This is a genomic window from Aquincola agrisoli (assembly GCF_036621135.1).
In the GTDB taxonomy this organism is placed as follows: Bacteria; Pseudomonadota; Gammaproteobacteria; order Burkholderiales; family Burkholderiaceae_C; genus Aquincola; species Aquincola agrisoli.
Map to the genome: position 1 here is coordinate 133,749 of NZ_JAZIBG010000009.1, position 21,927 is coordinate 155,675.

22 protein-coding genes are annotated in these 21,927 nt (G+C 71.4%); 12 read left to right on the top strand and 10 right to left on the bottom strand.

What is annotated here, in order from left to right:
- Positions 1–10: 10 nt before the first annotated feature.
- Positions 11–3,259, bottom strand: a complete 3,249-nt coding sequence (locus tag V4F39_RS02500) for a pilus assembly protein (protein ID WP_332287658.1) — start codon at positions 3,257–3,259, stop codon at positions 11–13.
- A 35-nt stretch (positions 3,260–3,294) separates the two neighbouring features.
- Positions 3,295–4,020: a PilX N-terminal domain-containing pilus assembly protein gene (locus V4F39_RS02505; protein ID WP_332287659.1), complete on the bottom strand. Its 726-nt coding sequence runs from the start codon at positions 4,018–4,020 to the stop codon at positions 3,295–3,297.
- Between the two features lie 176 nt (positions 4,021–4,196).
- On the opposite strand from V4F39_RS02505, the gene V4F39_RS02510 reads away from it, so the two are divergent.
- On the top strand, positions 4,197–4,955 hold the full coding sequence (locus V4F39_RS02510) for a response regulator transcription factor (protein WP_332287660.1): 759 nt from the start codon (positions 4,197–4,199) through the stop codon (positions 4,953–4,955).
- Between the two features lie 123 nt (positions 4,956–5,078).
- Positions 5,079–5,606, top strand: coding sequence for a Rossmann-fold NAD(P)-binding domain-containing protein (locus tag V4F39_RS02515; protein WP_332287661.1), 528 nt, complete (start codon positions 5,079–5,081; stop codon positions 5,604–5,606).
- Positions 5,607–5,624: 18 nt separating this feature from the next.
- On the opposite strand, the gene V4F39_RS02520 is transcribed toward V4F39_RS02515, so the two are convergent.
- From V4F39_RS02520 to V4F39_RS02545, 6 genes are all read right to left on the bottom strand, one after another.
- Positions 5,625–6,212 (bottom strand): NAD(P)H-dependent oxidoreductase, encoded by a 588-nt coding sequence (locus V4F39_RS02520; protein ID WP_332287662.1) that lies wholly within the window; start codon positions 6,210–6,212, stop codon positions 5,625–5,627.
- Positions 6,209–7,618: a phenylacetate--CoA ligase family protein gene (locus tag V4F39_RS02525; RefSeq protein WP_332287663.1), complete on the bottom strand. Its 1,410-nt coding sequence runs from the start codon at positions 7,616–7,618 to the stop codon at positions 6,209–6,211. Before V4F39_RS02525 ends, V4F39_RS02520 begins: the two co-directional genes overlap by 4 nt.
- A gap of 78 nt (positions 7,619–7,696) precedes the next feature.
- Positions 7,697–8,635: a ribose-phosphate diphosphokinase gene (locus V4F39_RS02530; protein WP_332287664.1), complete on the bottom strand. Its 939-nt coding sequence runs from the start codon at positions 8,633–8,635 to the stop codon at positions 7,697–7,699.
- Positions 8,623–10,155 (bottom strand): thymidine phosphorylase family protein, encoded by a 1,533-nt coding sequence (locus tag V4F39_RS02535; protein ID WP_332287665.1) that lies wholly within the window; start codon positions 10,153–10,155, stop codon positions 8,623–8,625. The genes V4F39_RS02530 and V4F39_RS02535 overlap by 13 nt, the downstream gene beginning before the upstream one ends.
- A 19-nt stretch (positions 10,156–10,174) precedes the next feature.
- Positions 10,175–10,555 (bottom strand): TraR/DksA family transcriptional regulator, encoded by a 381-nt coding sequence (locus V4F39_RS02540; RefSeq protein WP_332287666.1) that lies wholly within the window; start codon positions 10,553–10,555, stop codon positions 10,175–10,177.
- Between the two features lie 126 nt (positions 10,556–10,681).
- Positions 10,682–10,852, bottom strand: coding sequence for a hypothetical protein (locus tag V4F39_RS02545; protein WP_332287667.1), 171 nt, complete (start codon positions 10,850–10,852; stop codon positions 10,682–10,684).
- A gap of 258 nt (positions 10,853–11,110) precedes the next feature.
- On the opposite strand from V4F39_RS02545, the gene V4F39_RS02550 reads away from it, so the two are divergent.
- The 6 genes from V4F39_RS02550 (at position 11,111) to V4F39_RS02575 (ending at position 17,743) form a co-directional block, all read left to right on the top strand.
- Entirely contained in the window at positions 11,111–11,851 is a 741-nt protein-coding gene (locus V4F39_RS02550) for a Crp/Fnr family transcriptional regulator (RefSeq protein WP_332287668.1), read from the top strand.
- 103 nt (positions 11,852–11,954) lie between these two features.
- Entirely contained in the window at positions 11,955–14,000 is a 2,046-nt protein-coding gene (locus tag V4F39_RS02555) for a PAS domain S-box protein (protein WP_332287669.1), read from the top strand.
- A 3-nt stretch (positions 14,001–14,003) separates the two neighbouring features.
- A complete protein-coding gene (locus V4F39_RS02560; RefSeq protein ID WP_332287670.1) occupies positions 14,004–14,846 on the top strand; it encodes a GNAT family N-acetyltransferase in 843 nt (280 codons plus the stop codon).
- 63 nt (positions 14,847–14,909) lie between these two features.
- Positions 14,910–15,509, top strand: a complete 600-nt coding sequence (locus tag V4F39_RS02565; protein ID WP_332287671.1) for a hypothetical protein — start codon at positions 14,910–14,912, stop codon at positions 15,507–15,509.
- Positions 15,510–15,569: 60 nt separating this feature from the next.
- Entirely contained in the window at positions 15,570–17,309 is a 1,740-nt protein-coding gene (gene acsA / locus V4F39_RS02570) for an acetate--CoA ligase (RefSeq protein ID WP_332287672.1), read from the top strand.
- The gene (locus V4F39_RS02575; protein WP_332287673.1) at positions 17,306–17,743 is read left to right on the top strand and encodes a thiamine pyrophosphate-dependent enzyme; all 438 of its coding nucleotides are present in this window, start codon (positions 17,306–17,308) and stop codon (positions 17,741–17,743) included. The genes acsA and V4F39_RS02575 overlap by 4 nt, the downstream gene beginning before the upstream one ends.
- A gap of 24 nt (positions 17,744–17,767) precedes the next feature.
- On the opposite strand, the gene nhaR is transcribed toward V4F39_RS02575, so the two are convergent.
- Positions 17,768–18,697: a transcriptional activator NhaR gene (nhaR, locus tag V4F39_RS02580; RefSeq protein WP_332287674.1), complete on the bottom strand. Its 930-nt coding sequence runs from the start codon at positions 18,695–18,697 to the stop codon at positions 17,768–17,770.
- A gap of 148 nt (positions 18,698–18,845) precedes the next feature.
- On the opposite strand from nhaR, the gene V4F39_RS02585 reads away from it, so the two are divergent.
- Genes V4F39_RS02585 through V4F39_RS02595 form a run of 3 tightly spaced genes read left to right on the top strand, consistent with a single transcriptional unit; the run spans position 18,846 to position 20,884 of the window.
- A complete protein-coding gene (locus tag V4F39_RS02585; protein WP_332287675.1) occupies positions 18,846–19,352 on the top strand; it encodes a universal stress protein in 507 nt (168 codons plus the stop codon).
- Positions 19,353–19,403: 51 nt separating this feature from the next.
- Complete coding sequence (locus tag V4F39_RS02590; RefSeq protein WP_332287676.1) at positions 19,404–20,375, top strand: TerC family protein; 972 nt, start codon at positions 19,404–19,406, stop codon at positions 20,373–20,375.
- On the top strand, positions 20,372–20,884 hold the full coding sequence (locus V4F39_RS02595) for a universal stress protein (protein ID WP_332287677.1): 513 nt from the start codon (positions 20,372–20,374) through the stop codon (positions 20,882–20,884). Before V4F39_RS02590 ends, V4F39_RS02595 begins: the two co-directional genes overlap by 4 nt.
- Here V4F39_RS02595 and V4F39_RS02600 read toward each other — a convergent pair.
- On the bottom strand, positions 20,836–21,276 hold the full coding sequence (locus tag V4F39_RS02600) for a hypothetical protein (RefSeq protein WP_332287678.1): 441 nt from the start codon (positions 21,274–21,276) through the stop codon (positions 20,836–20,838). The genes V4F39_RS02595 and V4F39_RS02600 overlap by 49 nt on opposite strands.
- Before the next feature lie 197 nt (positions 21,277–21,473).
- On the opposite strand from V4F39_RS02600, the gene V4F39_RS02605 reads away from it, so the two are divergent.
- Positions 21,474–21,923, top strand: coding sequence for a universal stress protein (locus V4F39_RS02605; protein ID WP_332287679.1), 450 nt, complete (start codon positions 21,474–21,476; stop codon positions 21,921–21,923).
- Positions 21,924–21,927 lie beyond the last annotated feature (4 nt).

A 21,927-nucleotide genomic window follows, 5' to 3' on the forward strand; every position in this document is an offset into this window, starting at 1 on the left:
GCCGCGACGGCTACCGGTCGCCCAGCCGGATCTGACGCCAGGCGTTGCGGCGGCTCTCGACGCCGGTGTCGGGGTCGATCTCCTTGCACTCCGTCGTGCCGTCGCTCTTGACGACGCTGGCACACGGGGGCTTGGGCGGCGGGGGCGCACCGACCCCGCTGCTGCATTCGCCGGTGCAGCGCTTGTCAGGATTGAAGACGAGCGCCGCCGACGCGGTGCTGCGCTCGCTCAGCGCCGTCATGACCCACTCCGACCTCCCGAGGTTCTTGCCGGTGGTGAAGTCGATGACGAACAGCGACGACGCCGCCCAGCAGTCGGCCGTGTTGGTCTTGTTGCCGGTGAACACCGCACCGCCATAGGCTGCCGTGGGCGTGGTCGTCACCTGCAGGTTCGACGGCAGGTCGAAGTACCAGCCGGACTTCTGGCTCCAGTCCAGCGCAGGCCCGGTCATGGTCTGCGCGCTGCCGTTCGTGGCCACGGTGCGCTGCACCAGCGCGTTGCGGACGGCCTCGGCCGCCAGGGTGGCACCGTCGTCCTTGATGGCGTAGAAGCTCTGCGTCGTGGTCGCGTTGAAGTCGCTCGGGCCGAGCATCCTGCCCGTGCCGACCAGCACCACGCGCTGCTTGCCCACGAGCACGATCTCGGGCGCGGCCGTGATGGGTTGGACTTGCTGGCAGAACATGAAGGTGGCCATCCGCGCTGCGGTGCCGTCCTCGAGGTTGAAGTGCCAGAGATTGCCCTGGAGATCGCCGCCATACACGTGGACCGCCCGCCCATCGGACTCCAACGCGGCGGTGACCTGCGCGAGGCCGAGATCACCCGCGCTGTCGCCGCTGACGGTGAAGGTCCGCAGCAGCGCGCCCGTGGTCGCGCTGACCATGTAGAGGCGGCCGCGGCCGTCGGTGCTCCCGTTGTAGCCCTGGGTGATCAGCGCCACCCAGCCATGGCTGCGCGTATTGACGACCACGGGACGGCCCACTGACTGGCCGAGGATGAAGTCGCCGCCGTGCACGATCTCCCAGAGGGCGGTGTCGCCCCGCTGTTGCTCCGTCATCGCCTGCCGGGCGGCGCTGATGTCCAGCGCGTAGTAGCCGCCGCCCCCGGCGCCCCGCCCCGCCACCAGCACCTTCTGCGTCGATGACAGCGCCGCCACCGAGGGCGTGCCGTCGAGCAGCGTCTCGAAGTAGTAGTTGCGCGAGGCGGTGGCCGCCATGCCGCTCAGCACGAAGCCGGGCACGTACGCCCACAACTCGCTGCCCGTGTCTGCGTCGAAGGCATGCAGCATGCCCTCGCCCGAGGCGGCGTAGACCACCTTGTCCAGCACCACCGGCTTGGCGTTGATCACCGCGCCCAGCACGCTGGTACGGCGGCGGTAGGTCGTGCCTTCGCCGCTGCGGCTGCCCCGCAGGAAGTCGAAGAGCGCGGCCCGGCCGGCCGCGTTAGCGCTGACCCGCGATCCGACGGCCGCCGCGGTGAACGGGCTCCTGAACGTGCTGATCACCCGCGGGGACGTGCGCTGGTTCAGCTGCTCGGCAGCCGACCAGACCTGCGTCGTGATGGCGCCCGTCGAGGTGTTAAGGGTGTTGGCCGTCACATCGCCGCCCCAGCTCCCCGTGGTGTACAGGCCCATGTAGGCCTTGCCGTCGCTGCGGGCCAGGTTGGGGGAGCTGACCGCCACGGCGGACTGCGCGCCGGTCTGGTTGATCATGTCGTTCAGACCGTCGCGGATGTTGATCGCCGCCTGCTGCGCGTCGTCCGCCACATACATCTGGCCCCGGCCGTTGATCGTGGCATGCCACAGGTCGTCGATGGAGGCCGCGGTATCCGGTGCGGGGTAGGGCCAGGCGAAGGTGGCGGCGAAGGGATCGGTGATGCCGGGCCAGATCGTGCCGCGTGCGCCCAGCGTGATCCCGTACGTGTTCATGTGCAGGTTCTGGTTCTTGTCCGGGTTCTTAACGCCCTGGTTGGTGAGCGGCACGCGCCCGTCGGACAAGGCGCGCCCTTCGCCGGACGCGGTGCGGCCGTTGCGCAGGTTCAGCGTGAAGTACGAAAGCGCGACGTCGGCGATGGATCCGGGAGTGGTGGTCTGGTAGGGCGCGCCGCTGCCGTACAGGCCGGCATCGTAGGCGGGCGGGGTGTAGCTGTCGTTGGCAAAGCCGTCCGTCACGATGAAGGCGTTGTTGCGCTGGCAGGAGTACTGGATGACCTGGTTGTCGGTGAGGTAGCGCTGCCCGATCTCGTTGAGCGTGCTGGCGGTGGGCGTTCTGCCGTCGGCGGGGTTGGTGTAGAACATCCCGGCCACGCGGTGGCGGTTGCTGGCGCTGTCGCCGCTGTCGGCGTCGTACATGGTCAGCGCGACGCGGTTGTAGCTGTTGAAGTGGACGACGCCCAGGCGCATGCCCGTCAGGTCGTCGAGCACGGTGCCCATCGCGCCGGCCAGCATCAGCTTGCGCTTTCGGTAGTAGCTCCACCAGTTGGCGAAGTTCTGGATTTCGTTGGCGTAGTTGCGGCCGGACGGGAAGGTGTTGCCGGGCCGGATCTCGTACTTGCGCAGCTTGCGCCCGTCGGGCGCCACGACGCAGGTGCTCGCCCAGTGGCTGGACGCGACGCAGCTGTCGTCGAGCACCCAGTAGGTCGCAGGGAAGTACGACGTGGAGATGTACGCCCAATCCTCTCCGATGGTGCCGTCCGGCCTGAGCATGCCCGCCTCATAGTAGATGTCGAAGCTCCGGTCCGCCGTGAGGTTCATGGTGATCGACGCCGGCACCGCGGGATGCGACTTCGCGGCGGTGGGATCCGCGTTCTGGTAGACCTGGACCTGCGAATCGTGGAAGGCCGTGGGCCAAGGCGCGTAGGTCACGCTGGGGTTGTAGTAAAGCGGGTTGTACGCGGCGGACCGCGCAGGCGCGAACTGGGGCGACGGCGGCACGACGCCGGAGTACTCCGAATACAAATTGCCGCCGTTGCCCCAATCTACCGGGAACAGGTAGTACATGTAGTACCAACCGGTGCGCAGGAAGCCGCCGTCGCCCCAGTAGCTTTTGGTGGTCCTATCCCACCAGATCAGGCCGCTGTCGGCCGACACCAGGATCTCCCAGTCCATCGAGCCGGAGTCGTCCATGCCGAAGATGACGTTCGGCTTGACGTTGCTGTCGACCCGCAGCGGGCGTTTGGACACGTCGGTGGCGCAGGCCGCCGTGCTCAATGCCAGGCCGGCCAGTGCGATCCAGGATCGTGCGATGCAGGCGAGTTTCTTCATCCTGGGTGTACCCGTTGGATTGGACAGGGAGATGTCTAGACAGGCCCCGTGGCCCCCTTGGTCACCAGCGACTGCACGAACGTGGTGGAACCGCCGGGACCCGTCACGCGCACCGTGATGCGGAACTGCTGTCCGGCGGCGGGATCGAGGGCATCCGTGCCGTCGTTGTTGGCCGAGACGGCGCCCTTGGACGCGCTCTCCCGCAGCAGGCACTGGCGCATCACGTCGCTCACGATGGCCGCCGTGCATTGGCGGTCGACGAAGTAGCGCACCTGGAATTCGCCGCGGCTGCCGACCTGGACCAGCGGCATGCGGTCCCAGTCGACGGCCGGCACGCCGTCCTCGTTGGGGGCACGCAGGGTCGCGGAGTACCAGCCGCCCTGGTCGCCGTTGTCGTTGGCCAGCGCCAGCACGGCTGCGAAGGCGGTATTGACGCCGACCTCGGACGCCTGCAGCGCGCGCTCCTTGAAGGCGACGTTGCCCGCCACGAGGGAGCCGACTTCGCTCATGCGTGCCATCGACAGGCCGCCCAGCAGGGTGACCAGCAGCAACACCAGGACGACGATCAGCGTGACGCCCTGCTGCCGAGAAGGCGGGTACGCGCCGGCGGCGCGAGGCCGCGTGCGGCGGAGGACGCGCGTGGCGGCCGAGGGGGATGCGGAGGGGTCCGGACCGCGGAGCGCGGCCGCCGGGAGCGCCCGGCCGGCGCATGCCGCCACGGAATGGAAAAAGTCGAAGCCGTGCTGCCGGATGGAAAGCATGCTGGTTCCTGGAAGCTCGAAGGAGCGAGGGACCCAGCCTGCTTAAGGGCTCTCGTTACGTTCCATTGTACGAAACGAAAACGGCCCGAACCGCGGATAAGGCGCAGGAATCCCGCCCAGTTGGCCGGGCCTCGCGTGTTTTGCCCACCACCGACCGAACTGCTACGCTTCCACGCGTGACGTTCCCACCGGCAGCGACACCCGCCCGAACCCACCTCGCCGTCGTCGACGACGAAGAGGGCATCACGCTGCTGCTGGCCAACTACCTGCAGGGCCACGGCTACCGGGTCACGCAGCTGCACGACGGGCCGGCCCTGATGGCGCTGATGGCCCGCGACGCCCCGGCCGTGGTGCTGCTGGACCTGGGCCTGCCGGGCGACGACGGCTTCGGGATCGCGCGCCGGCTGCGCGAACACTGGCGTTGCGGCCTGGTGATCGTCACCGGCCGCGGCGACTCGGTCGACAAGGTGGTCGGCCTCGAGGTCGGCGCCGACGACTACGTCACCAAGCCGTTCGACCTGCGCGAGCTGCTTGCACGGATCAAGGCCGTGCTGCGCCGGCTGGAGCCTGCCGGCGCGCCGCCAGCGGCCGGGGCGGACCCCGCGCCGCGCGAGGGCGGCGAGCATGTCTTCGCGTCGTGGCGCCTGGACATGGCTGCACGCCGCCTGACCGACCCGCAGGGCCGCCAGATCCCGTTGACCGGCGGCGAGTTCGACCTGCTGTGCGCCTTCGTGCGCCATCCCGGCCGCGTGCTGTCGCGCGACTTCCTGCTGGAGCAGACCCGTGGGCGCGAAGGCGCGCCGTTCGACCGCACCATCGACGTCCAGGTGGGCCGGCTGCGCAGGAAGCTCGAGGACGAACCGGACGACCCGCAGATCATCAAGTCGGTGCGCGGCGCCGGCTATATCCTCGTCGCCCCGGTGACGAGGCGCTGATCTCGCCGGAGGCCGCCGCGCCGACGCGAGGATGGCTTGATGCGCGTCAAGCCGCCGCCCCGCACGACCGCTAGTCTTGGCACCGAGCCCTGACGCGATGTGAGGGCCGACCGGCGCCGCAACATGACCAGCCACCTGCCGCACCGCTGTGCCGACGACTTCGCGTCCCTGAGCCCACAGGAGAAGTCGGCGCTGCTGGCCAGTGCGCAGGCCCTGAGCGATACCCGCCGGACGGGCGCCGTGCCGCCGGCGCTGCACGGCAGGAACATCGGGCTGCTGTGCGGCGCGGCGGCCGACGCCAGCGACATCGCCCTGCTCACGCAGGCTGCCGCAGCGCTCGGGTGCCGGGTCGCGCGCGTCGGCCCGGACCTGCCTTCCGGCAGCACGCCGCAGCGGCTGCAGGCCTCGGCGCAGCTGCTCGGCCGGCTCTACGACGCCGTGGTCTGCCTCGGTGTGGAACCGGACCTGGTGCACGGCCTCGGGAAGAACGCCGGCATCCCGGTCTTCGACAGCATCGGCACCCCGGGCCATCCGATCGCCACGCTGGCCGATGCCTGGGCCGCGGCGCCGGTCGGCAGCGTCGCCCTCGGCACGCCGGCCGAACGCCGCTGCGCGCTGATCCAGGCGGTGCTGCTCGATGCGCTGTCGTGAGGGGCCGTTCGTGGCCGTTCAAGCGCCGCGTCGGCCGAGCTGGGCCATGCGCGCGAGCGCGCGTTCGCGCCCCTCGGGCCGGCCCTCCACCATGCCGACCAGCGTCTCATGCACCGGCGCAATGCCGACGAAGCCGAGGATGTTGCGCTCCAGCGCCTTGACGCTGTGCGCGTGGAAGACCCAGCGGTAGACCGGCGCCGGCATGCCCATGGTGACGACGATCCTGGCGGACCGTCCGGCCAGCAGCTTCTCGGGCAGGCCCAGCGCGTTGCGCTCCTGCGAGATCGCAAAGCCCGGTCGGGCGACCTGCTCGAAGAACCCCTTCAGCACCGCCGGCATGCCGCCGAGCCACAGCGGAAAGAACACCACCAGGTGCTCGGCCCACAGGATGGCCTGCTGTGCCGGCGCCAGGGCAGCGGGCACGGGGCCGTGGGCCCACGCCTCCTGGCTGCGCAGCAGCGGGAAGTCGAGCTGTGCGACCGTGACCGTCCGCACCGTGTGGCCCGCGCCGCTGGCAGCCTCCGCATACGCCTGCGCCAATGCGTGGCCGAAGTGGGCCGCGGCCGGATCCGGGTGGCCCTGCACGATGAGGATCCGCCGGGTCATGGCGTCGCGGCCCGGTGCGGTGCCACGAGCGAGACCACACGCTGCACCTTGCCGCTGCGACCGCGCACGTCCGGCCCTGCATGGCGGCACGCGATCTGCACGTGCGGCGCGCCCTGCGCCGACAGGAAAGCCGCCAGCGAGGCGCGGGCGCGCTGCAGCGCGTCGTCGCCGGTGCGGCCCGGCTGCGCCGTCGACAGCACGAGGCGGCCGGGCCGCACCTGCACGAGCTGGAAGTCGAACAGGCCCGCCGCCTCCTCCAGCACGGTGCAGACCGCCAGCGGCAGGATGCTCACCCGGCCGCCCTGCGCCGCGGGAACGTACAGCGTGTCGTCGCAGCGGCCCTCCACCTCGACCACAGGCCGCGCCGAGCCGCAGGCACAGCCCTGCGGCCGCAAGGTGACGCGGTCGCCCAGGTCGTAGCGGATGAGCGGCTGCACATGGTTGGCGAGGTTGGTCAGCAGCGCGGTCGAGCCGGTCTCGCCCGCCGGCACCGGGCGGCCGGCGCCGTCCACCGGCTCGAGAATGGCCCAGTCGCTGTTCAGGTGCAGGCTGCCGTGGCTGCATTCGCTCGCCAACGCGAGGAACTCCGAGGCGCCGTAGCTGTTGACCACGGCGCAGCCGAAGGTCTCCGTGACGAAGCGGCGCATGGCAGGGGTGAGCGTCTCGCCGCCCATCCACACTTCGGCGGGTGCATGGCGCAACCGGCCCACCCGGTGCTCCTGCGCCAGCATCACCGCCGCGCTGGGGTAGGTCGCCACGATGGTCGGGCGGTAGGCGTCCAGTGCGGCCACCAGCGCGGGCGTGGCCTGCAGGAAGGAGACGAAGCGCAGCACCGCACCCCATGCCGGGTTGAGCCGGCGCAGCCGCTGCAGCGACACCGTCGTCGCGAAGTGCCCGTCGATCGCCCCGACGAAGGCGATGCGCTCGCCCAGGTACAGCGGATCGACGAGGCGCAGCAACGGCCGCACGAGGGGCCGGCGCCAGGCCTCCAGCGCGTCGTACACCGCCATCGCCTGCGGATCCTGGACGAACAGGCCCGGCTCGCCGCTGCTGCCCGAGCTCTCCCAGACGGTGTAGCGCCCGAGGAACGGCTGCGCGATGCGTGTGCGGTCGGCCACGAATCGGCGCAACGCGGGCAGGGACAGCGCCCGGTCGCCCACCCAGTCGTCGAACCGGGCCATCAGCTGCGGCTTGCGCATCACGGGCAGATCCTGCAGCGCCACGCCGGCCAGGTCGCCGTAGGGCGCAAGCATCTCCCGGCAGAGCGGAGAGCGCCGCCGCGCCGCCCTCAGCAACGTCGCCAGCCGCGAGGCACGGCGCTGCGCCAGCGCCTGCGGGCTCGCGCCTGCCGCCACGACATCGGCTGCGATCGCAGCCGATTGCCATGGGTCGAATGCGTCAGCCATGGACACCTCCCATCCGGGGCGTTGCCTTGCGTCGAACGCCAGTCTCCGCAACCGTGCCAGGACGGGGCTTGACGGAGATCAAGCAGCGGGCGAGCGGCTGATCCCGGCGGCCTCGAACGCCGCGAGCAACGCGGGCACGATGTCGATCGTGTTGCTCGGATGCACGATGCTGTCAGTGCTCCAGAGGCCGCGCACGCCGGCGGCATGCAAGCCGGCGCTGCCGGCCGGCGACAGCAGCGCATGCACCACGGCCACGTCGACGCTGCTCGCCCCCTGCGCAAGGCACAGGCGCGCCGCGGCGCGGAGGGTGGCGCCGGTGCTGGCGACATCGTCGACCAGCACGACCTCGCGCCCCCTCAGGTCCAAGGCCGCGGGCAGCGTGACCCGCACCTCGCGGTCGCCGCCACGGACCTTGATGCACACCGCATGGTCCAGCGGCGCATCGCCGCCGCGGCAGGCGCCCCCTGCCCGCGCAGCGGCATGCACCCAGGGCAGGCTTTCCTCGTCCGGCCCGAGCAGCAGGGGATCGCCGAGCCTGCGGGCCGCATGCTCGCCCAGCGCACCGGCCGCCGACGCGGTGATGCACCGGCAGCCGGGGAGCACCTCGTCCAGCGTGGCCACGCGGTGGAGGTGGGGATCGACGGTCGCCACGGTGTCAAACAGGCCGGCGAGCCACCGGCCGACGTGCCGCTGGCTGACCGCCTCGCCGGGCGTGAACGCGGCGTCCTGGCGCATGTAGGCGAGGTACGGGCAGACCAGGGTGAGCTCGCGGGCACCCAGCGCCCGTGCCGCCGGTGCTGCGATCAGCAACTCGACCAGCTTCTCGTTCGGCCGGCCGAGGCTGCGCCACAGCCCGACGTGGCCCGCCAGGCGCGGCGGCAGCCGCAACCGCAGCTCGCCATCGGGGAACCGGTGGCGCTGCACGCCGGCGACCGGCACGCCCAGCGCCGCGCCGAGCCTCTGCGCGGCAGGCCGCTCGGTGTCGTCGAAGACCAGCAGCTGCGTCAGGCCGCGCATGGCGCCGCCATGTCGCCCAGCACGTAGCCGCTCGCCAGTTCGGCACGCGCCAGCGCAAACGCGAGGTCGGCCGGGTACTGCGCGTACAGCCGGTACAGCGGTGCGCCGGGCTCGACGGCGTCGCCGACCTTGCGCAACAGGTCCACGCCCGCGCCCGCCACCTGCGGCGCGCCAGCCAGCCGGGCGATGCGCGCCAGCTGCAGGTTGTCGATGGCGAGCACGCGGCCGGCGCGCTCCGCACGGACCTCGTGCGTCAGCCCGCCGAGCGCAGGCGGTGCGCGGCGCCCCTGGGCGTCGATGATGGCCTCCATCTTCGCGAGGGCGCGGCCGCTCTCGAGGATGTCGCGGGCGATGCGCCAGCCGCCGCCGCCGCGCACGTCCGCGTCGAACTCGATCACCCGCCCGGCCAGGCGCAGCGCCTTCTCGCGCAGGTCCGACGGCGCGGCGGGGTCGTTGCGCAGCACCGCCATCACGTCGCGCGCCTCGAGCACCGGCCCGATGCCGCGGCCGACCGGCTGCAGGCCGTCGCTGATCACCACGTCCAGCACCAGGCCAAGCCGATCGGCCACGTACTCGAACAGCTTGCGCAGGCGCAGCGCCGCCTGCATCGACCGCACCTTGGCGGTGGGGCCGACCGGGATGTCGAGCACCAGGTGGGTGGAGCCCGCGGCGATCTTCTTCGACAGGATGGACGCGACCATCTGCCCGGGCGAGTCGATGCCCAGGGGCCGCTCCACGGAGATGAGGATGTCATCCGCCGGGGACAGATCGGCGCTGCCGCCCCACGCGAGGCAGCCGTTGGTGTCGCGCACGATCTGCTCCAGCCGGGCGAGGGGCAGTTCCACGTCGGCCAGCACTTCCATCGTGTCGGCGGTGCCCGCCGGCGAGGTGATCGCCCGCGACGACGTCTTCGGGCACAGCATGCCGTGCGCCGCGACGATGGGCACGACCAGCATCGACGTGCGGTTGCCCGGGATGCCGCCGATGCAGTGCTTGTCGACGACGGGCCCGCCGCGCACGTGACGCTGCCAATCGAGCCGGCGACCCGCCGCGATCATCGCCTCGGTCAGGTAGAGCACCTCCTCCCGGTCGAGCTCGTAGCCGGTGGCCGCGACGATGAAGGCGGCCAGCTCGATCTTCGAGTAACGCGCCTGTGCGATGTCGCGGACGACCGCGTGCCAGTCGTCGCGTGCCAGCCGCTCGCCGGCGATGCGCCGGCGCAGCGCGGGCATCGATGCCGCCTCCACCGCCGGGGCGACGGCGCCGAGCGCGCCGTCCGCGGCGCCCAGCCGGGCAAAGGCATCCTCCGACAGGCCGAGTTCGCAGACCCGGACCACCTGCTCGTCGTCCACCACATTGAGCACGGCGTTGATCTGGCCGTCGCCCACCCGCACCGTCACCTTGGACAGTGCCTGGAACCCCGCGGCCCGCACGACGGGGCACTCGCGGTGCAAGTAGGCGACGTTCTCGCGCCAGGTGTCGATGGCGACGCGGCGGATGGGCAGGTCCTGTTGATCCATCTCGCGGCGGGGCCTTGCCTCATCGGTCGTGCAGGGCGAGCCGTTCCTTTGCCGCCTGACAAGCCGCGCAGCGCTCGGCCGCGGGCTGGACGAACAGGCGCTGCAACGGGATGGGCTCGCCGCAGTCCAGGCAGTCGCCGTAGACGCCCTCGTCCAGCCGACGCAACGCCGCCTCGACCTGGGCCATCTCCTCGACGTCGCGCTCGACCTCGGCGGCTTCGATCCCGGAGGACATCGCCTCTGCGGCATCCTCCTTGCGATCACGCACATCGCGCGGCCCGCCGTCGGGCATCTCCATGCGGCGCTGCCCGGCCGCGTCGATCTCCGAGCGCAACGCCCGCAGGCGGTACGACAGCAGGTCGCGCAATTGGGTCAGGTGGTTCTGGGTGGGCAGGTCCATCTCGCATTCCTCCAGGCGTCAGCGCAAGATCAGGGGGGCGATCGCAACCTGCCGTCCTGTGCCGCCATGGTGCGCCGGACACCGCTGGCGGCATTTGATCTTGCGCAAGGCGGGTCGCGGCGCGCATCAGCGGGCGGGCACCTCGACCACCGGGAAGGAAAGCTCACGGCCGACGACGGCGCGCGCATAGAAGTAGTTGTCCAGCGCCTGCGGGCTCAGCGTGTCCATGTCGACGTGCCCGACCTCGTCGCAGGGAAACGCATAGCCGCGCCCCTCATCGCGGGAACAACCGGGCATCAATGCACCGCGTCGCCGTGTATCGCTGTGTGAATCGACCATGACGCCTCGCCGGGCCGCCGCCGCTGCGGAACGGCCCGCCATGGCGGCGCGCGTCGCGGCCGCCACGCGGACGGGACAAGGGGCCGGCCGGCCAGCGCGCGGCCGGACACACGCCGTTCATCGACGGTTCACAGAGCGTTACTCACCGGTGCCGGGCATTGCCGGAGCGTTTGCAGGCGCTGCCTAAGCTGCCTTTCATGTCGGAAGGAGCAGCGAATGGATCTGCGTCACGCCACCCCACCCGCCCGAAGCACCGGCGCATGCACCGAGACGGGCCTCTTTGACGTCTTCGCACTGCTGGAGCAGCGCGTGCCCCTGCAGCGCCGGCTGCTGCACGCCGGGGACGCGCCCTGCCGCGCCGGCGAGCCGTTCAGCAGCCTGCACCTGGTGCATTCGGGCTGCTTCAAGGTTGTCAACATCACGGCCGACGGCCGCGAGCAAGTGGTCGCCCTGCAGTTCAAGGGCGACTGGCTCGGCTTCGACGGCATCGCCGCGGGCCGCCATGCCTGCGAGGCCATCGCGATGGACACCAGCGAGGTCTGGAGCATCCGCTACGACACGCTGCTGCAGGCCGGCGTCGACTGCCCCGCGCTGCTGGCGCTGCTGCACGGCGCGATGAGCCAGGCCATCACGCGCGACCGCGAATCGCTGTTGTCGCTGTGCACGCTGCCGGCGGACGCCCGCGTCGCCGAGTTCCTGCGCCACTGGGCCGACTCGCTGGGCCAGTGCGGGCTGCGCACCGACCAGATCACGCTGCGCATGACGCGCGCGGAGATCGGCAGCTACCTCGGGATGACGCTCGAGAGCGTCAGCCGGGCCCTGAGCCGCCTGGCGCGCGAGGGACACATCCGGTTCACCGAACGCGGCCGCCGCCACCTGCACATCGCCAGCACCGAGGCGCTGGCGGGCTTCGTGCAGCGCCTGCTGGAGCCGCGCGCCGCTGGCGTGCTGCTGTGACCGGCGCCTGTGCGCCGGCGGGCTCCCACTGGACGGCGGCCGATCCGCGGCGTAAGTTTCCAGGAACGGATCTTCGGCGGGAATGCCGGGCCTGGAGTGCCGGATGGATGTCGCGCCCCCTTCGATCGACGAGCAGACCGTTTTCCGCCTGCTGTTCACGGCCTACCCCGACGCCTTGCTGCTGGTCGACGCCAGCGGCCAGATCGTGATGGCCAACCCCGCGGCGGCCGAGCTCCTCGGCTACGCGATCGAGGAGCTGACGGGGCTCTCGGTCGACGAACTCGTCCCGGACGCCATCCGGCCGCGCCATGCGGCCTACCGGTCCGCATACGCCCGTGCGCCCCGCGCGAGGCCCATGGGCACCCGCACGGAGCTGGTCGCCAAGCGGCGCGACGGCACGCAGGTGATGGTCGAGATCGCCCTCAGCCCCCTGCAGGAACAGGGCCTGCCGTACGTCGTGGCGGCGGTACGGGGCATCGAGGGCTACCCGCGTGTGCAGCAGGCGCTGCAACGGGCACGCTACAGCGACCGGGTGGCCCAGTTCGGGCGGCTGGCGGTCGACAGCCGGGACCCGCAACAGCTGCTCGACGAGGCGCCTCGGGTGGCCGCCGACACGCTGCGCGTGCCGCATGCGGCCGTCTACCTGCTGGCGCCCCACCGCCTGCACTTCACGCTCGCGAGCGGCGTGGGCCTGCTGCCGGCGCTGGGTGTGGGCATGCAGGTGCCCAACAGCGAAGACAGCCTGCCCGGGCACATGGTCGCCTCCGGCCGGGAGGCCCTGGTGGCCGACGCCGAGCACCGGCCCACCTTCCAGGTGGCCGCGCCGTACCGGGAGGCAGGACTGACGAGCGCCCTGGCGGTTCCGTTGACCGACCGGGGCCAGACCATCGGCGTGCTGGCGGTGCGAGGGGGACCGCAGGCGTCCTTCGGCGACGAGGAACTGCGCTTCCTGCAGGCGCTGGCGAGCCTGGTGGCGACGGGGCTGCAGCGTGCTCGCAGCGACGAGGCACTCAACCATGCCCAGCGGCTGGAGAGCGTCGGCCAGCTCACAGGCGGGATCGCGCACGACTTCAACAACCTGCTCACGGTGATCTCCGGCAACCTGCAGGCGATGCTGGAGGTGCCGGCCGTCGTCCGGGATCCGGCGCTGCAGCAGATGGTGGGCGCCGCCGCGAAGGCGTCCCGGCGGGCTGCCGAGTTGACGGAGAAGCTGCTGGCGTTCTCGCGCCGCCAGGTGCTGCAGCCCTCCTGCATCGACATCGGGCGGCTCGTCCATTCGCTGGCCGACATGCTTCGCCGCACCCTGGACCAGCGCATCCGCATCGAGGTGATGCTGCCCGACGACGACGGGCTGCACTGCCTCGCCGACCGCACGCAGCTCGAGTCGGCGTTGCTGAACGTCGCGATCAACGCGCGCGACGCCATGCCCGACGGCGGGACGCTCACGTTCACCGCGCAGGTGGTGGACAAGCTGCCCGAAGGCGTGGCGCAGCCCGAGCAGGCCGCCCCGGGCACACGCTACGTCGCGGTCGCGATGCGGGACACCGGCAGCGGCATGTCGGAGGCGGTGACGGAGCGCGCCTTCGAGCCCTTCTTCACGACCAAGGAGGCCGGGCGCGGCACCGGGCTGGGCCTGAGCACCGTGTATGGCTTCGTGACGCAGTCCCGGGGGGCTGTGGCGCTGCAGAGCGCGCCCGGCCGTGGCACCACGGTCACGGTCTACCTGCCCCAGCCGCTGGCGGCAGGCCGGCCCGACGGCCCCGCGAAGACAGCCTCCAGCGTGCCGCCGGGGCTGCGCGTGCTGGTGGTGGAGGATGAGCTCGAAGTGCGGGCGGTCACCACGCGCCTGCTGGCCGCGATCGGCTGCGATGTCACGGCCTGCGCCACGGCGGAGGAGGCCCTGGCCCTGCTGGAGCGCGGCCCGCGGGCGCAGCCCTTCGATCTCCTGCTCACCGACATCGCGCTCGGCCGCGGCATGCGGGGGACCGCGCTCGCGCGGCAGGCGGGCGAGCGGTGGCCGGCCCTGAAGGTGCTGCTGATGTCCGGGTACTCGACGGAAATGCTCGACATGCCCGCGCGCTGGCCGCTGCTGCGCAAGCCGTACAGCCGCGACGCGCTCGCGCAAGCGCTCTGCGACGCGCTGCACTGAGGCATGGGCAGCAGCGGCGTACGCACCCGCCGGGACGCCGACGGCATCCGCGCCGCCGTCTGCGCCACGATCGCCTCGATCGCCCCGGAATGCGAGGTCGGCCGGATCCTGCCGTCAGCCCCCCTGCGCGACCAGATCGAGCTCGACTCGTTGGACTGGCTCAACCTGATCTCGGCGCTGCACGAGCGGCTGCAGGTCGAGATCCCCGCCGTGGACCAGGGCCGGGTCGCGACCCTCGATGCGATGGTGGCCTACATCGCATCGCACCGGAACCGCCGAGCGCCCCCGGCCCCCCGCGCACAGGCGGCTGCATCGCAGCCATGCACCCGGCGCCTGCGCGACGGCTCGGCCGTGACGCTGCGGCCGATGGGGCCGGCGGATGCCGCGCTGGAGGTCGAGTTCGTCGCGCACCTCTCCGACGAGTCCCGCTACAGGCGGTTCATGGTGGCGCTGCACACCTTGCCGGCGGACAAGCTCAGGCAGCTCACGCAGGTCGACGGCGTCGCCCATGTGGCGCTGATCGCCACCGTGCTACGCGAAGGCCGCGAGGTGCCGCTGGGCGTGGCCCGCTACGTCGTCGACGCGTCTGGCACGGGCTGCGAATTCGCCATCGCCGTCGACGACGCCTGGCAGGGCAGCGGGGTGGCCGGCCTGCTGATGCAGGCGTTGATCGACACGGCGCGGGCCCATGGCCTCGCCCGAATGGAAGGGCTGGTGCTGGCCAGCAACCACGAGATGCTGAAGTTCGCCCGCCAGCTGCAGTTCAGCGTGCAGCAGGATCCCGGCGACCGCAGGACGATGCGCGTGGTGCGCGACCTCCAAGGCACCGCCGCTCGCGGCACGTGACGGCAGCGCGCCTTGACGCAACGCAAGCCCTGCGGAGCCCGGCATGCATCCAATGGGCACATGGTGCCCGAGCGACTCCCCTGCCGCGTTCTCCCCCGGGCCGCGCTGGCCGCGTGCGCCTGCAGCCTCTGCCTGGCCGGCTGCGCCGGGCTGCTGCCCCGCGGCCAGGCGGTGAGCGCCTCCGGCTTCGACAGCTTCGAGGCCGCGGCGCTCGCACTGGAGCGGGTCGTTCCCTACGAGACCGGGATCGACCAGTTGAAGGCGCTGGGCTACGACCTCGAACACAGCAAGAACGTCACCCGCATCCCGTATCCGCGGCTCACGGCGCGGCTGTCGCCCGACCCGGGCGTGCCGTTCGAGGCGCTGGACCGCGGCATCCGCGACTGCATCCTCGCGCGCGAGGCCTGCGTCGCCTACGAATTCCACTTCGGCGTCGTTCAGCGCCGCCGGGAAGGCGGCTTCCTGCTGGATTTCCTGAACTTCCGGCGCGTGACCCGCATCGCCGGCTGGCGCTTCGAAGGCCTGGTCGCGGTACGCGACGGGACGGTGCTGTTTCGCAGCCACGCCGGCGAGCCCCGCATCGACCGCACCGAACGGCAGGTCAACCCGCTGGGCCCGCTGCAACCCGCCGGTGAATCGGTCGGCAGCATCATCGCGCGCTGAGCGGCACCGCGCTTGCCCTGGCGCAAGGCCCTGTGCAGCACCCTGCATAACCTGCCTGTGATGGAACCGGTACGCACCCCTGCGCCGATCCCGGCCGATCCCGGCACCGATCGCGCGCGCTTCTCGTGGGACATGGCGCGAGGCTGGCTGCAGGGGCTGCCGCGGGGCCGTGGGCTGAACATCGCGCATGAAGCCGTCGACCGCCATGCTGCAGGGCCCCACGCCGGCCGCACGGCGCTGCGCTGCATCCGCAAGGACGGCACGGCGCAGGACCTGAGCTATGCGGAGCTCGGCGCGCGATCGAGCCGCTTCGCCAACGCCCTCGGCGGGCTGGGGGTGGCCGCGGGCGACCACGTGTTCACGCTGCTGGGCCGCGTGGGCACGCTGCACGTCGCGCTGCTGGGTGCGCTCAAGCATCGCTGCGTCGTGACGCCGTTGTTCTCCGCCTTCGGGCCGCAGCCGGTGGCCACCCGCCTGGCGCTGGGAAACGCCAGGGTGCTCGTCACCACGAGCACGCTGTACCGGCGCAAGGTCGAAGGCATCCGCCAACAGCTGCCGGCCCTGGCGCACGTGATCGTCGTGCAGGACGACGAACGGGACGGACTGCCGACGGCCACGCTGGACTGGCAGGCCTTGCTGGCATCGGCCAGCCCGGCCTACGAGATCGGCCCCACCGACCCGCAGAGCCCTGCGCTGCTGCACTTCACCAGCGGCACCACCGGCGCCCCGAAAGGCGCGTTGCACGTGCACGAGGCGGTGGTCGCCCACCACGCGACGGCCCTGTACGCGCTGGATCTCCGTGACGGGGACGTCTTCTGGTGCACGGCCGACCCCGGCTGGGTCACCGGCACCTCCTACGGGATCATCGCGCCGCTCTCGCACGGCCTCACGGTGATCGTCGACGAAGGCGAGTTCGACGCGCTGCGCTGGTACGCCACGCTCGAACGCGAACGGGTGAACGTCTGGTACACGGCGCCCACCGCCGTGCGCATGATGATGAAGGGCGGCGCGGCCACGGCGCGTGCGCATCGGTATGCCGCGCTGCGTTTCATCGCCAGCGTCGGCGAGCCGCTCCATCCGCAGGCCGTGGCCTGGGGGATGGAGGCGTTCGGGCTGCCCATCCACGACAACTGGTGGCAGACCGAGACGGGCGGCATCATGATCGCCAACTGCGCGGGGATGGCGGTGCGTCCGGGGTCGATGGGGCGTCCGCTGCCGGGCGTGACCGCGGCCGTCGTGCGGCGCGAGGCCGACGGAGGGGTGGCGCCGATCGAGGAACCCGGCCTCGACGGCGAGCTGGCACTGAAGCGCGGCTGGCCGTCGATGTTCCGCGGCTACCTGAACGACGAGGCCCGTTACGCGCGGTGCTTCGCCGGCGACTGGTACCTCACCGGCGACCTTGCGCGCCGGGACGCCGACGGCTACTACTGGTTCGTCGGCCGCGCCGACGACATGATCAAGTCCGCCGGTCACCTGATCGGGCCGTACGAGGTCGAGTCGGTGCTGATGGCGCACCCGGCGGTGCTCGAGGCGGCCGTGATCGGCAAGCCCGACCCGCTGATCGGCGAGGCCGTGAAGGCCTTCGTCGCGCTGAAGCCCGGCATCGCCGCGAGCGACGCCCTGCAGCGGGAACTGCTCGGGTTCGCGCGCACGCGGCTCGGGGCGGCCGTGGCACCGAAGGAAATCGCCTTCGCCGAGGCGCTGCCCAAGACCCGCAGCGGCAAGATCATGCGCAGGCTGCTGAAGGCGCGCGAACTCGGCCTCCCCGAAGGCGACACATCGGCACTGGAGGCTGCATGAGACGCGCTGCGTCGACCCGCCCGCCAACCGAGCACCGGGCCGCGGGCGCTCCCCTGGGCGCCACCAGCGACGACGCCCTGGCGCTGCTGCGGCAGATGCTGCGCATCCGGCGCTTCGAGGAAGCCTGTGCCGAGCTCTACGGCGCCGGCAAGATCCGCGGCTTCCTGCACCTGTGCATCGGCCAGGAGGCGGTGGCGGCCGGCGCGATGCCCGGGCTGCACGACGACGACAACATCCTGGCCACGTACCGGGAGCACGGCCATGCGCTGGCCCGCGGCGTGCCCATGGCCGCGCTGATGGCCGAGATGTTCGGCAAGCGCGAAGGCTGCAGCCGTGGGCGCGGCGGGCTCCATGCACGTGTTCGACGCGCAGCGCCGCTGTGCGAACAGGTCGACCTCGCCCTGCTGAATTACCTCGATCGGCGGATCGCATGACGCGCAGCGCCGGTGGCGAAGCGCTCAGGCGGCGGCACGCCTCGCACGCCGCCGTGCAGGCGGCGCGAACAGCTCGTTGCGCGCCGCCTCGGTGATCGCCGTCACGCACGGATGCGTGATCCGGCGCTCGACCGAGATCGCGAAGAACGTCTCCACCACCTCGGGCGTCGCACCGAGCGCGCGCACGCCGTACTGCTTCTCGATGTCGCGCTCGAGCACCGTGGGGCCGATGAAGACGCCCATGCCCCGCCGCCCGAATTCCTTGACGAGGGCGCTGTCGTCGCACTCGGCGACCACCCGGGGGCGCAGCGACCGCGCCTGCAACCACACGCGCAGGCGCTGCCCGACCGCCGACTCCTCGGCCGGCATCAGCATCGGGGCGCCGTCGAGGCAGGCCGGGAAGCGCCGGCCCGAGGATGCGAGCAACGAGGGCGCGGCGAAAAAGCTGATGCCGCAACTGCCCAACGGGTGGTTGAACGCGCGCACGCTGACGGCGGTGGGGATGGGTGCATCGGCGATCACCAGGTCGAGGCGGTGCAGCGCCAATTCCCCGAGCAGCATGTCGAGCTTCCATTCACGGCAGACGATGCGCACCGGCTCCGGCAGCTGCGTGGCGGGCTCGATCAGCCGGCAGGCGATGGTCTTGGGCACCGCATCGGCCACGCCGACACGGAACTCCAGCAGCTTGCCCCGGCCGGGGTGCTCCCGGACGGCCTCTTCCAGCTCGGCGCCGATCGAGAAGATGGCCTCGGCGTAGCCGAGCACCATGCGCCCGGCCTCGGTGAGCGCCAGGCCGCGCCCGCTCTTGGTGAAGAGCGGCGTACCGAGCGCTTCCTCCAGTGCCTGGATCTGGCCGCTGATCGTCTGCGGCGACAGGTGCAGGTGTTCGCTGGCGCGCGCCACCCCGCCGAGCCTGGCCACCTGGAAGAAGTAATGCAGATGCTTGTAGTTCATGGCAGCGGCACGATTGTCAGGTTTTCTCGGAACATCCACCCGAAACAATCTGATTTTCACGGACGGTACATGGTCCTAGATTGTCGACAGGCCACCGACGCGGCACCGCCGAGCCGGCGTACGCCCCCACCCTGCCTGGAGAATCGACATGGTCACGCTCCTTCTGCCTTGCGACGGATCGCCCAGCGCGCTGCTGGCGGTGCAGCACGCGATCGACGCCTTCCACCGCGGTGATGTGCGGTGGGTCCATCTGCTGAACGTGCAGCCGCCCTTCTCGGCGCACGTCGCGCGCCACGTCGACCACGAGGTGTGCGCCGAGTTCCACCGTGAACGGGCCGACGAGGCGCTCGCCGGCGCCCGGCAACTGCTCGATGCCGCGGGCGTGCCCTACGGCGTGCACATCGAGGTGGGCGACAGGACCCGCTCCATCGCCGAAGCGGCGCGCCGGCTGCGCTGCGACCGTGTCCTCATCGGCACCGCGCGCAAGAGCGCGCTCGTGCGCGCGGTGGAGAACTCGCTCACCAACCAGCTGCTCGAGTGCTGCCCGGTGCCGGTCGAGGTCATCGGCGGCGCACCGGCGGGCATGATCGAACGGGTGGGCATCCCGGCCGGCGTGGGTGCCGGCATGGCACTGCTCTGGGCGAGCGGCTCCTGAGGACCCGCCCTTCCGCACCCGCTGTACGGAGCACCCCCTCACCAACACACCATGAACATCGACTCCTTCGCCACCGGCCCGATGTGGGGCGGATTCATCCTCTTCGTCGTTGCGATGCTGGCCCTCGACCTCTTCGTGCTCGGTGGCAACAAGGCGCACCGCGTCTCGGTCAAGGAAGCCGGCTGCTGGGTGGCGGCCTGGGTCACGATGGCCTTCAGCTTCGCGGCGCTGCTGTGGTGGTACCTCGACGCCGCCGCCGGCCGCGAGATGGCCAACCGCAAGGCGCTCGAGTTCATCACCGGCTACCTGATCGAACAGTCGCTGTCGGTCGACAACATGTTCGTCTTCGTGATGATCTTCAGCTACTTCGCCGTGCCGCCGGAGCTGCAGCGGCGGGTGCTGCTGTACGGCGTGCTCGGCGCGATCGTGATGCGCGCCGGCATGATCCTCGCGGGGGTCTGGCTGGTGAGCGAGTTCGCGTGGATCCTGTACGTGTTCGGCGCGTTCCTCATCATCACCGGGATCAAGATGCTGGTCTTCGCGGAGCACAAGCCGGACCTGGAGAAGAACCCGCTGCTGCGCTGGCTGCGCGGGCACATGCGCATCACGCCGGGGTTCCACGGCGAGAAGTTCTTCGTCCGCATCGACGGCGTGCGGTGGGCCACGCCGATGTTCCTGGTGCTGGTGATGATCGAGGCCAGCGACCTGGTTTTCGCGGTCGACAGCATCCCGGCGATCTTCGCGGTGACGACCGACCCGTTCATCGTCTTCACTTCGAACATCTTCGCCATCATGGGTTTGCGGGCGCTGTACTTCCTGCTCGCGGACATGGCCGAGCGCTTCCATCTGCTCAAGTACGGGCTCGCGCTGGTGCTCGTGTTCATCGGCGGCAAGATGCTGGCAGCGCCCTGGTTCCACCTGCCGGTCCAGTGGTCGCTGGCGATCGTCGGCTCGGTGATCCTGGCCTCCGTGCTGCTCAGCCTGCGGTTCGCCGACCGCAAGCTCGACCATCGCGCGACATGAGCGCCACGACGCCTCCCGCAATGCCCGCGCCGGACTGGACGGCGCGCGACGAGCTCGGCCGCCTGGTCGCCGCCAGCTGGGGCACGGTCCCGGCGGACCGCACCGGGCGCACCGACACCTGGCTGGTCGCGATCGACGGCTCTGAAGGCGCCCTGCGCGCCGCAGCGATGGTGGTGCAGGTCGTTGCCCGCGAAGCGCCTGCCACGGTCGACCTGGTGCATGTGCAACCCTGGCTGGTCAAGGAGGCCGCGGAGGCCGGGATGCTGCCGCGCGCCTGGCACGCGTCCGCTGCCGCGCGCGCCCTGGTGGAGCGCGCGGACATCGGCTGGCGGCTCCACGTGCGCATGGGCGACGCGGCCGAGCGGATCGTGGCGCTGTCCCGTGAACTCGGCAGCCGCGGCATCGCGATCGGTTCGCACGGCCTCACGGCGGCGGAGTCGCTCCTCCTCGGCTCGGTCGCCTACAAGGTGGTGCACCTCGGCCAGGTGCCGGTGCTGGTCGTGCGCTGAGCCCGCAGCTCAGCCGGATCGACGTGCCAGCGCGCCAGCGCGTGGTCGAGCACCAGTCGGCGGCTGTGTGCCACGCTGTCGTCGGCGCCCAGCACGTCGGCCGCCAGCCGGCACAACAGCAGGCGCTGCGGCCGATCGACGACGGCATCCAGCCACCGATCGAGCTGCTCCTCCTCCGCCTGGGGCAGCCAGGAGCAGTCGCCCCAATGCGTGCCGGGCGCGTCGCCTGGCGGGCCGAGCACCTCGGCGAAGCGGTCTCGGCTCACACCAAGGCGGGCGAAGGCGTCGAGCGCGTCGAGCCGCTGCATCACGTCGCCCTGGCCGTGGGCAGCGGCAAGCATCAGCGCCAGCAGGTGGGCCGGGGCGTCTTCCGTCTGGAGTTCGATGGACATGGCTTGCTCCTGTGCGCCGCACGGTGGTCCGGGGCCGTTCCACTGGCCACTATCGGCGCGGCGCGCGGCATGCGCTCTGATCCAGCGCAAGGCGCTGGTTGTTGCGTTGCCCGGCCGGATGGCGCGCGCTTGCGCCGCGTCAATGCCCCGCCGCATCGCCGCACTACGCTTGGACGCACTTCATCCGGGAGATCGCCATGTTCAAGCACATCCTCGTTCCCACCGACGGCTCGCCGCTTTCGGAAGGCGCGGCCTTGAGAAGCGTCCAGTTCGCGCGCGCGCTCGGCGCTCGCATCACCGCGTTGCACGTGAGCCCCGAGTTCCACGTGCTGAGCTACCGCGCGGAAGTGCTCGAGGACACGCGAGACGAGTACGAGCGCGACAGCCAGGCGCACGCCGACCGCTACCTCGCGTTCGTCACGAAGGCGGCCTCGGAGAGCGGCATCGCCTGCGACACCGTGCGCTGCGTCAACGACCACGTCTATGAATGCATCCTCGACGAGGCCAGGCGCAGGGGATGCGACTGCATCGCGATGGCCTCGCACGGCCGCCGCGGCGTGGCGGGCATGCTGCTGGCCAGCCAGACGCAGCTGGTGCTGACCCACTCGGCGATCCCGGTGCTGGTCTGGCGGCAGGCCGCGGAGTGACCGC

Bases quoted from the DNA above. Each gene is read 5' to 3' on its own strand.
- V4F39_RS02505 (WP_332287659.1), bottom strand. From the start codon at position 4,020: ATGCTTTCCATCCGGCAGCACGGCTTCGACTTTTTCCATTCCGTGGCG.
- V4F39_RS02560 (WP_332287670.1), top strand. From the start codon at position 14,004: ATGGGCAGCAGCGGCGTACGCACCCGCCGGGACGCCGACGGCATCCGC.
- V4F39_RS02585 (WP_332287675.1), top strand. From the start codon at position 18,846: ATGGTCACGCTCCTTCTGCCTTGCGACGGATCGCCCAGCGCGCTGCTG.
- V4F39_RS02540 (WP_332287666.1), bottom strand. From the start codon at position 10,555: ATGGACCTGCCCACCCAGAACCACCTGACCCAATTGCGCGACCTGCTG.
- V4F39_RS02600 (WP_332287678.1), bottom strand. From the start codon at position 21,276: ATGTCCATCGAACTCCAGACGGAAGACGCCCCGGCCCACCTGCTGGCG.
- acsA (WP_332287672.1), top strand. From the start codon at position 15,570: ATGGAACCGGTACGCACCCCTGCGCCGATCCCGGCCGATCCCGGCACC.
- nhaR (WP_332287674.1), bottom strand. From the start codon at position 18,697: ATGAACTACAAGCATCTGCATTACTTCTTCCAGGTGGCCAGGCTCGGC.
- V4F39_RS02555 (WP_332287669.1), top strand. From the start codon at position 11,955: ATGGATGTCGCGCCCCCTTCGATCGACGAGCAGACCGTTTTCCGCCTG.
- V4F39_RS02595 (WP_332287677.1), top strand. From the start codon at position 20,372: ATGAGCGCCACGACGCCTCCCGCAATGCCCGCGCCGGACTGGACGGCG.
- V4F39_RS02535 (WP_332287665.1), bottom strand. From the start codon at position 10,155: ATGGATCAACAGGACCTGCCCATCCGCCGCGTCGCCATCGACACCTGG.
- V4F39_RS02575 (WP_332287673.1), top strand. From the start codon at position 17,306: ATGAGACGCGCTGCGTCGACCCGCCCGCCAACCGAGCACCGGGCCGCG.
- V4F39_RS02520 (WP_332287662.1), bottom strand. From the start codon at position 6,212: ATGACCCGGCGGATCCTCATCGTGCAGGGCCACCCGGATCCGGCCGCG.
- V4F39_RS02545 (WP_332287667.1), bottom strand. From the start codon at position 10,852: ATGCCCGGTTGTTCCCGCGATGAGGGGCGCGGCTATGCGTTTCCCTGC.
- V4F39_RS02515 (WP_332287661.1), top strand. From the start codon at position 5,079: ATGACCAGCCACCTGCCGCACCGCTGTGCCGACGACTTCGCGTCCCTG.
- V4F39_RS02530 (WP_332287664.1), bottom strand. From the start codon at position 8,635: ATGCGCGGCCTGACGCAGCTGCTGGTCTTCGACGACACCGAGCGGCCT.
- V4F39_RS02550 (WP_332287668.1), top strand. From the start codon at position 11,111: ATGGATCTGCGTCACGCCACCCCACCCGCCCGAAGCACCGGCGCATGC.
- V4F39_RS02590 (WP_332287676.1), top strand. From the start codon at position 19,404: ATGAACATCGACTCCTTCGCCACCGGCCCGATGTGGGGCGGATTCATC.
- V4F39_RS02605 (WP_332287679.1), top strand. From the start codon at position 21,474: ATGTTCAAGCACATCCTCGTTCCCACCGACGGCTCGCCGCTTTCGGAA.
- V4F39_RS02525 (WP_332287663.1), bottom strand. From the start codon at position 7,618: ATGGCTGACGCATTCGACCCATGGCAATCGGCTGCGATCGCAGCCGAT.
- V4F39_RS02500 (WP_332287658.1), bottom strand. From the start codon at position 3,259: ATGAAGAAACTCGCCTGCATCGCACGATCCTGGATCGCACTGGCCGGC.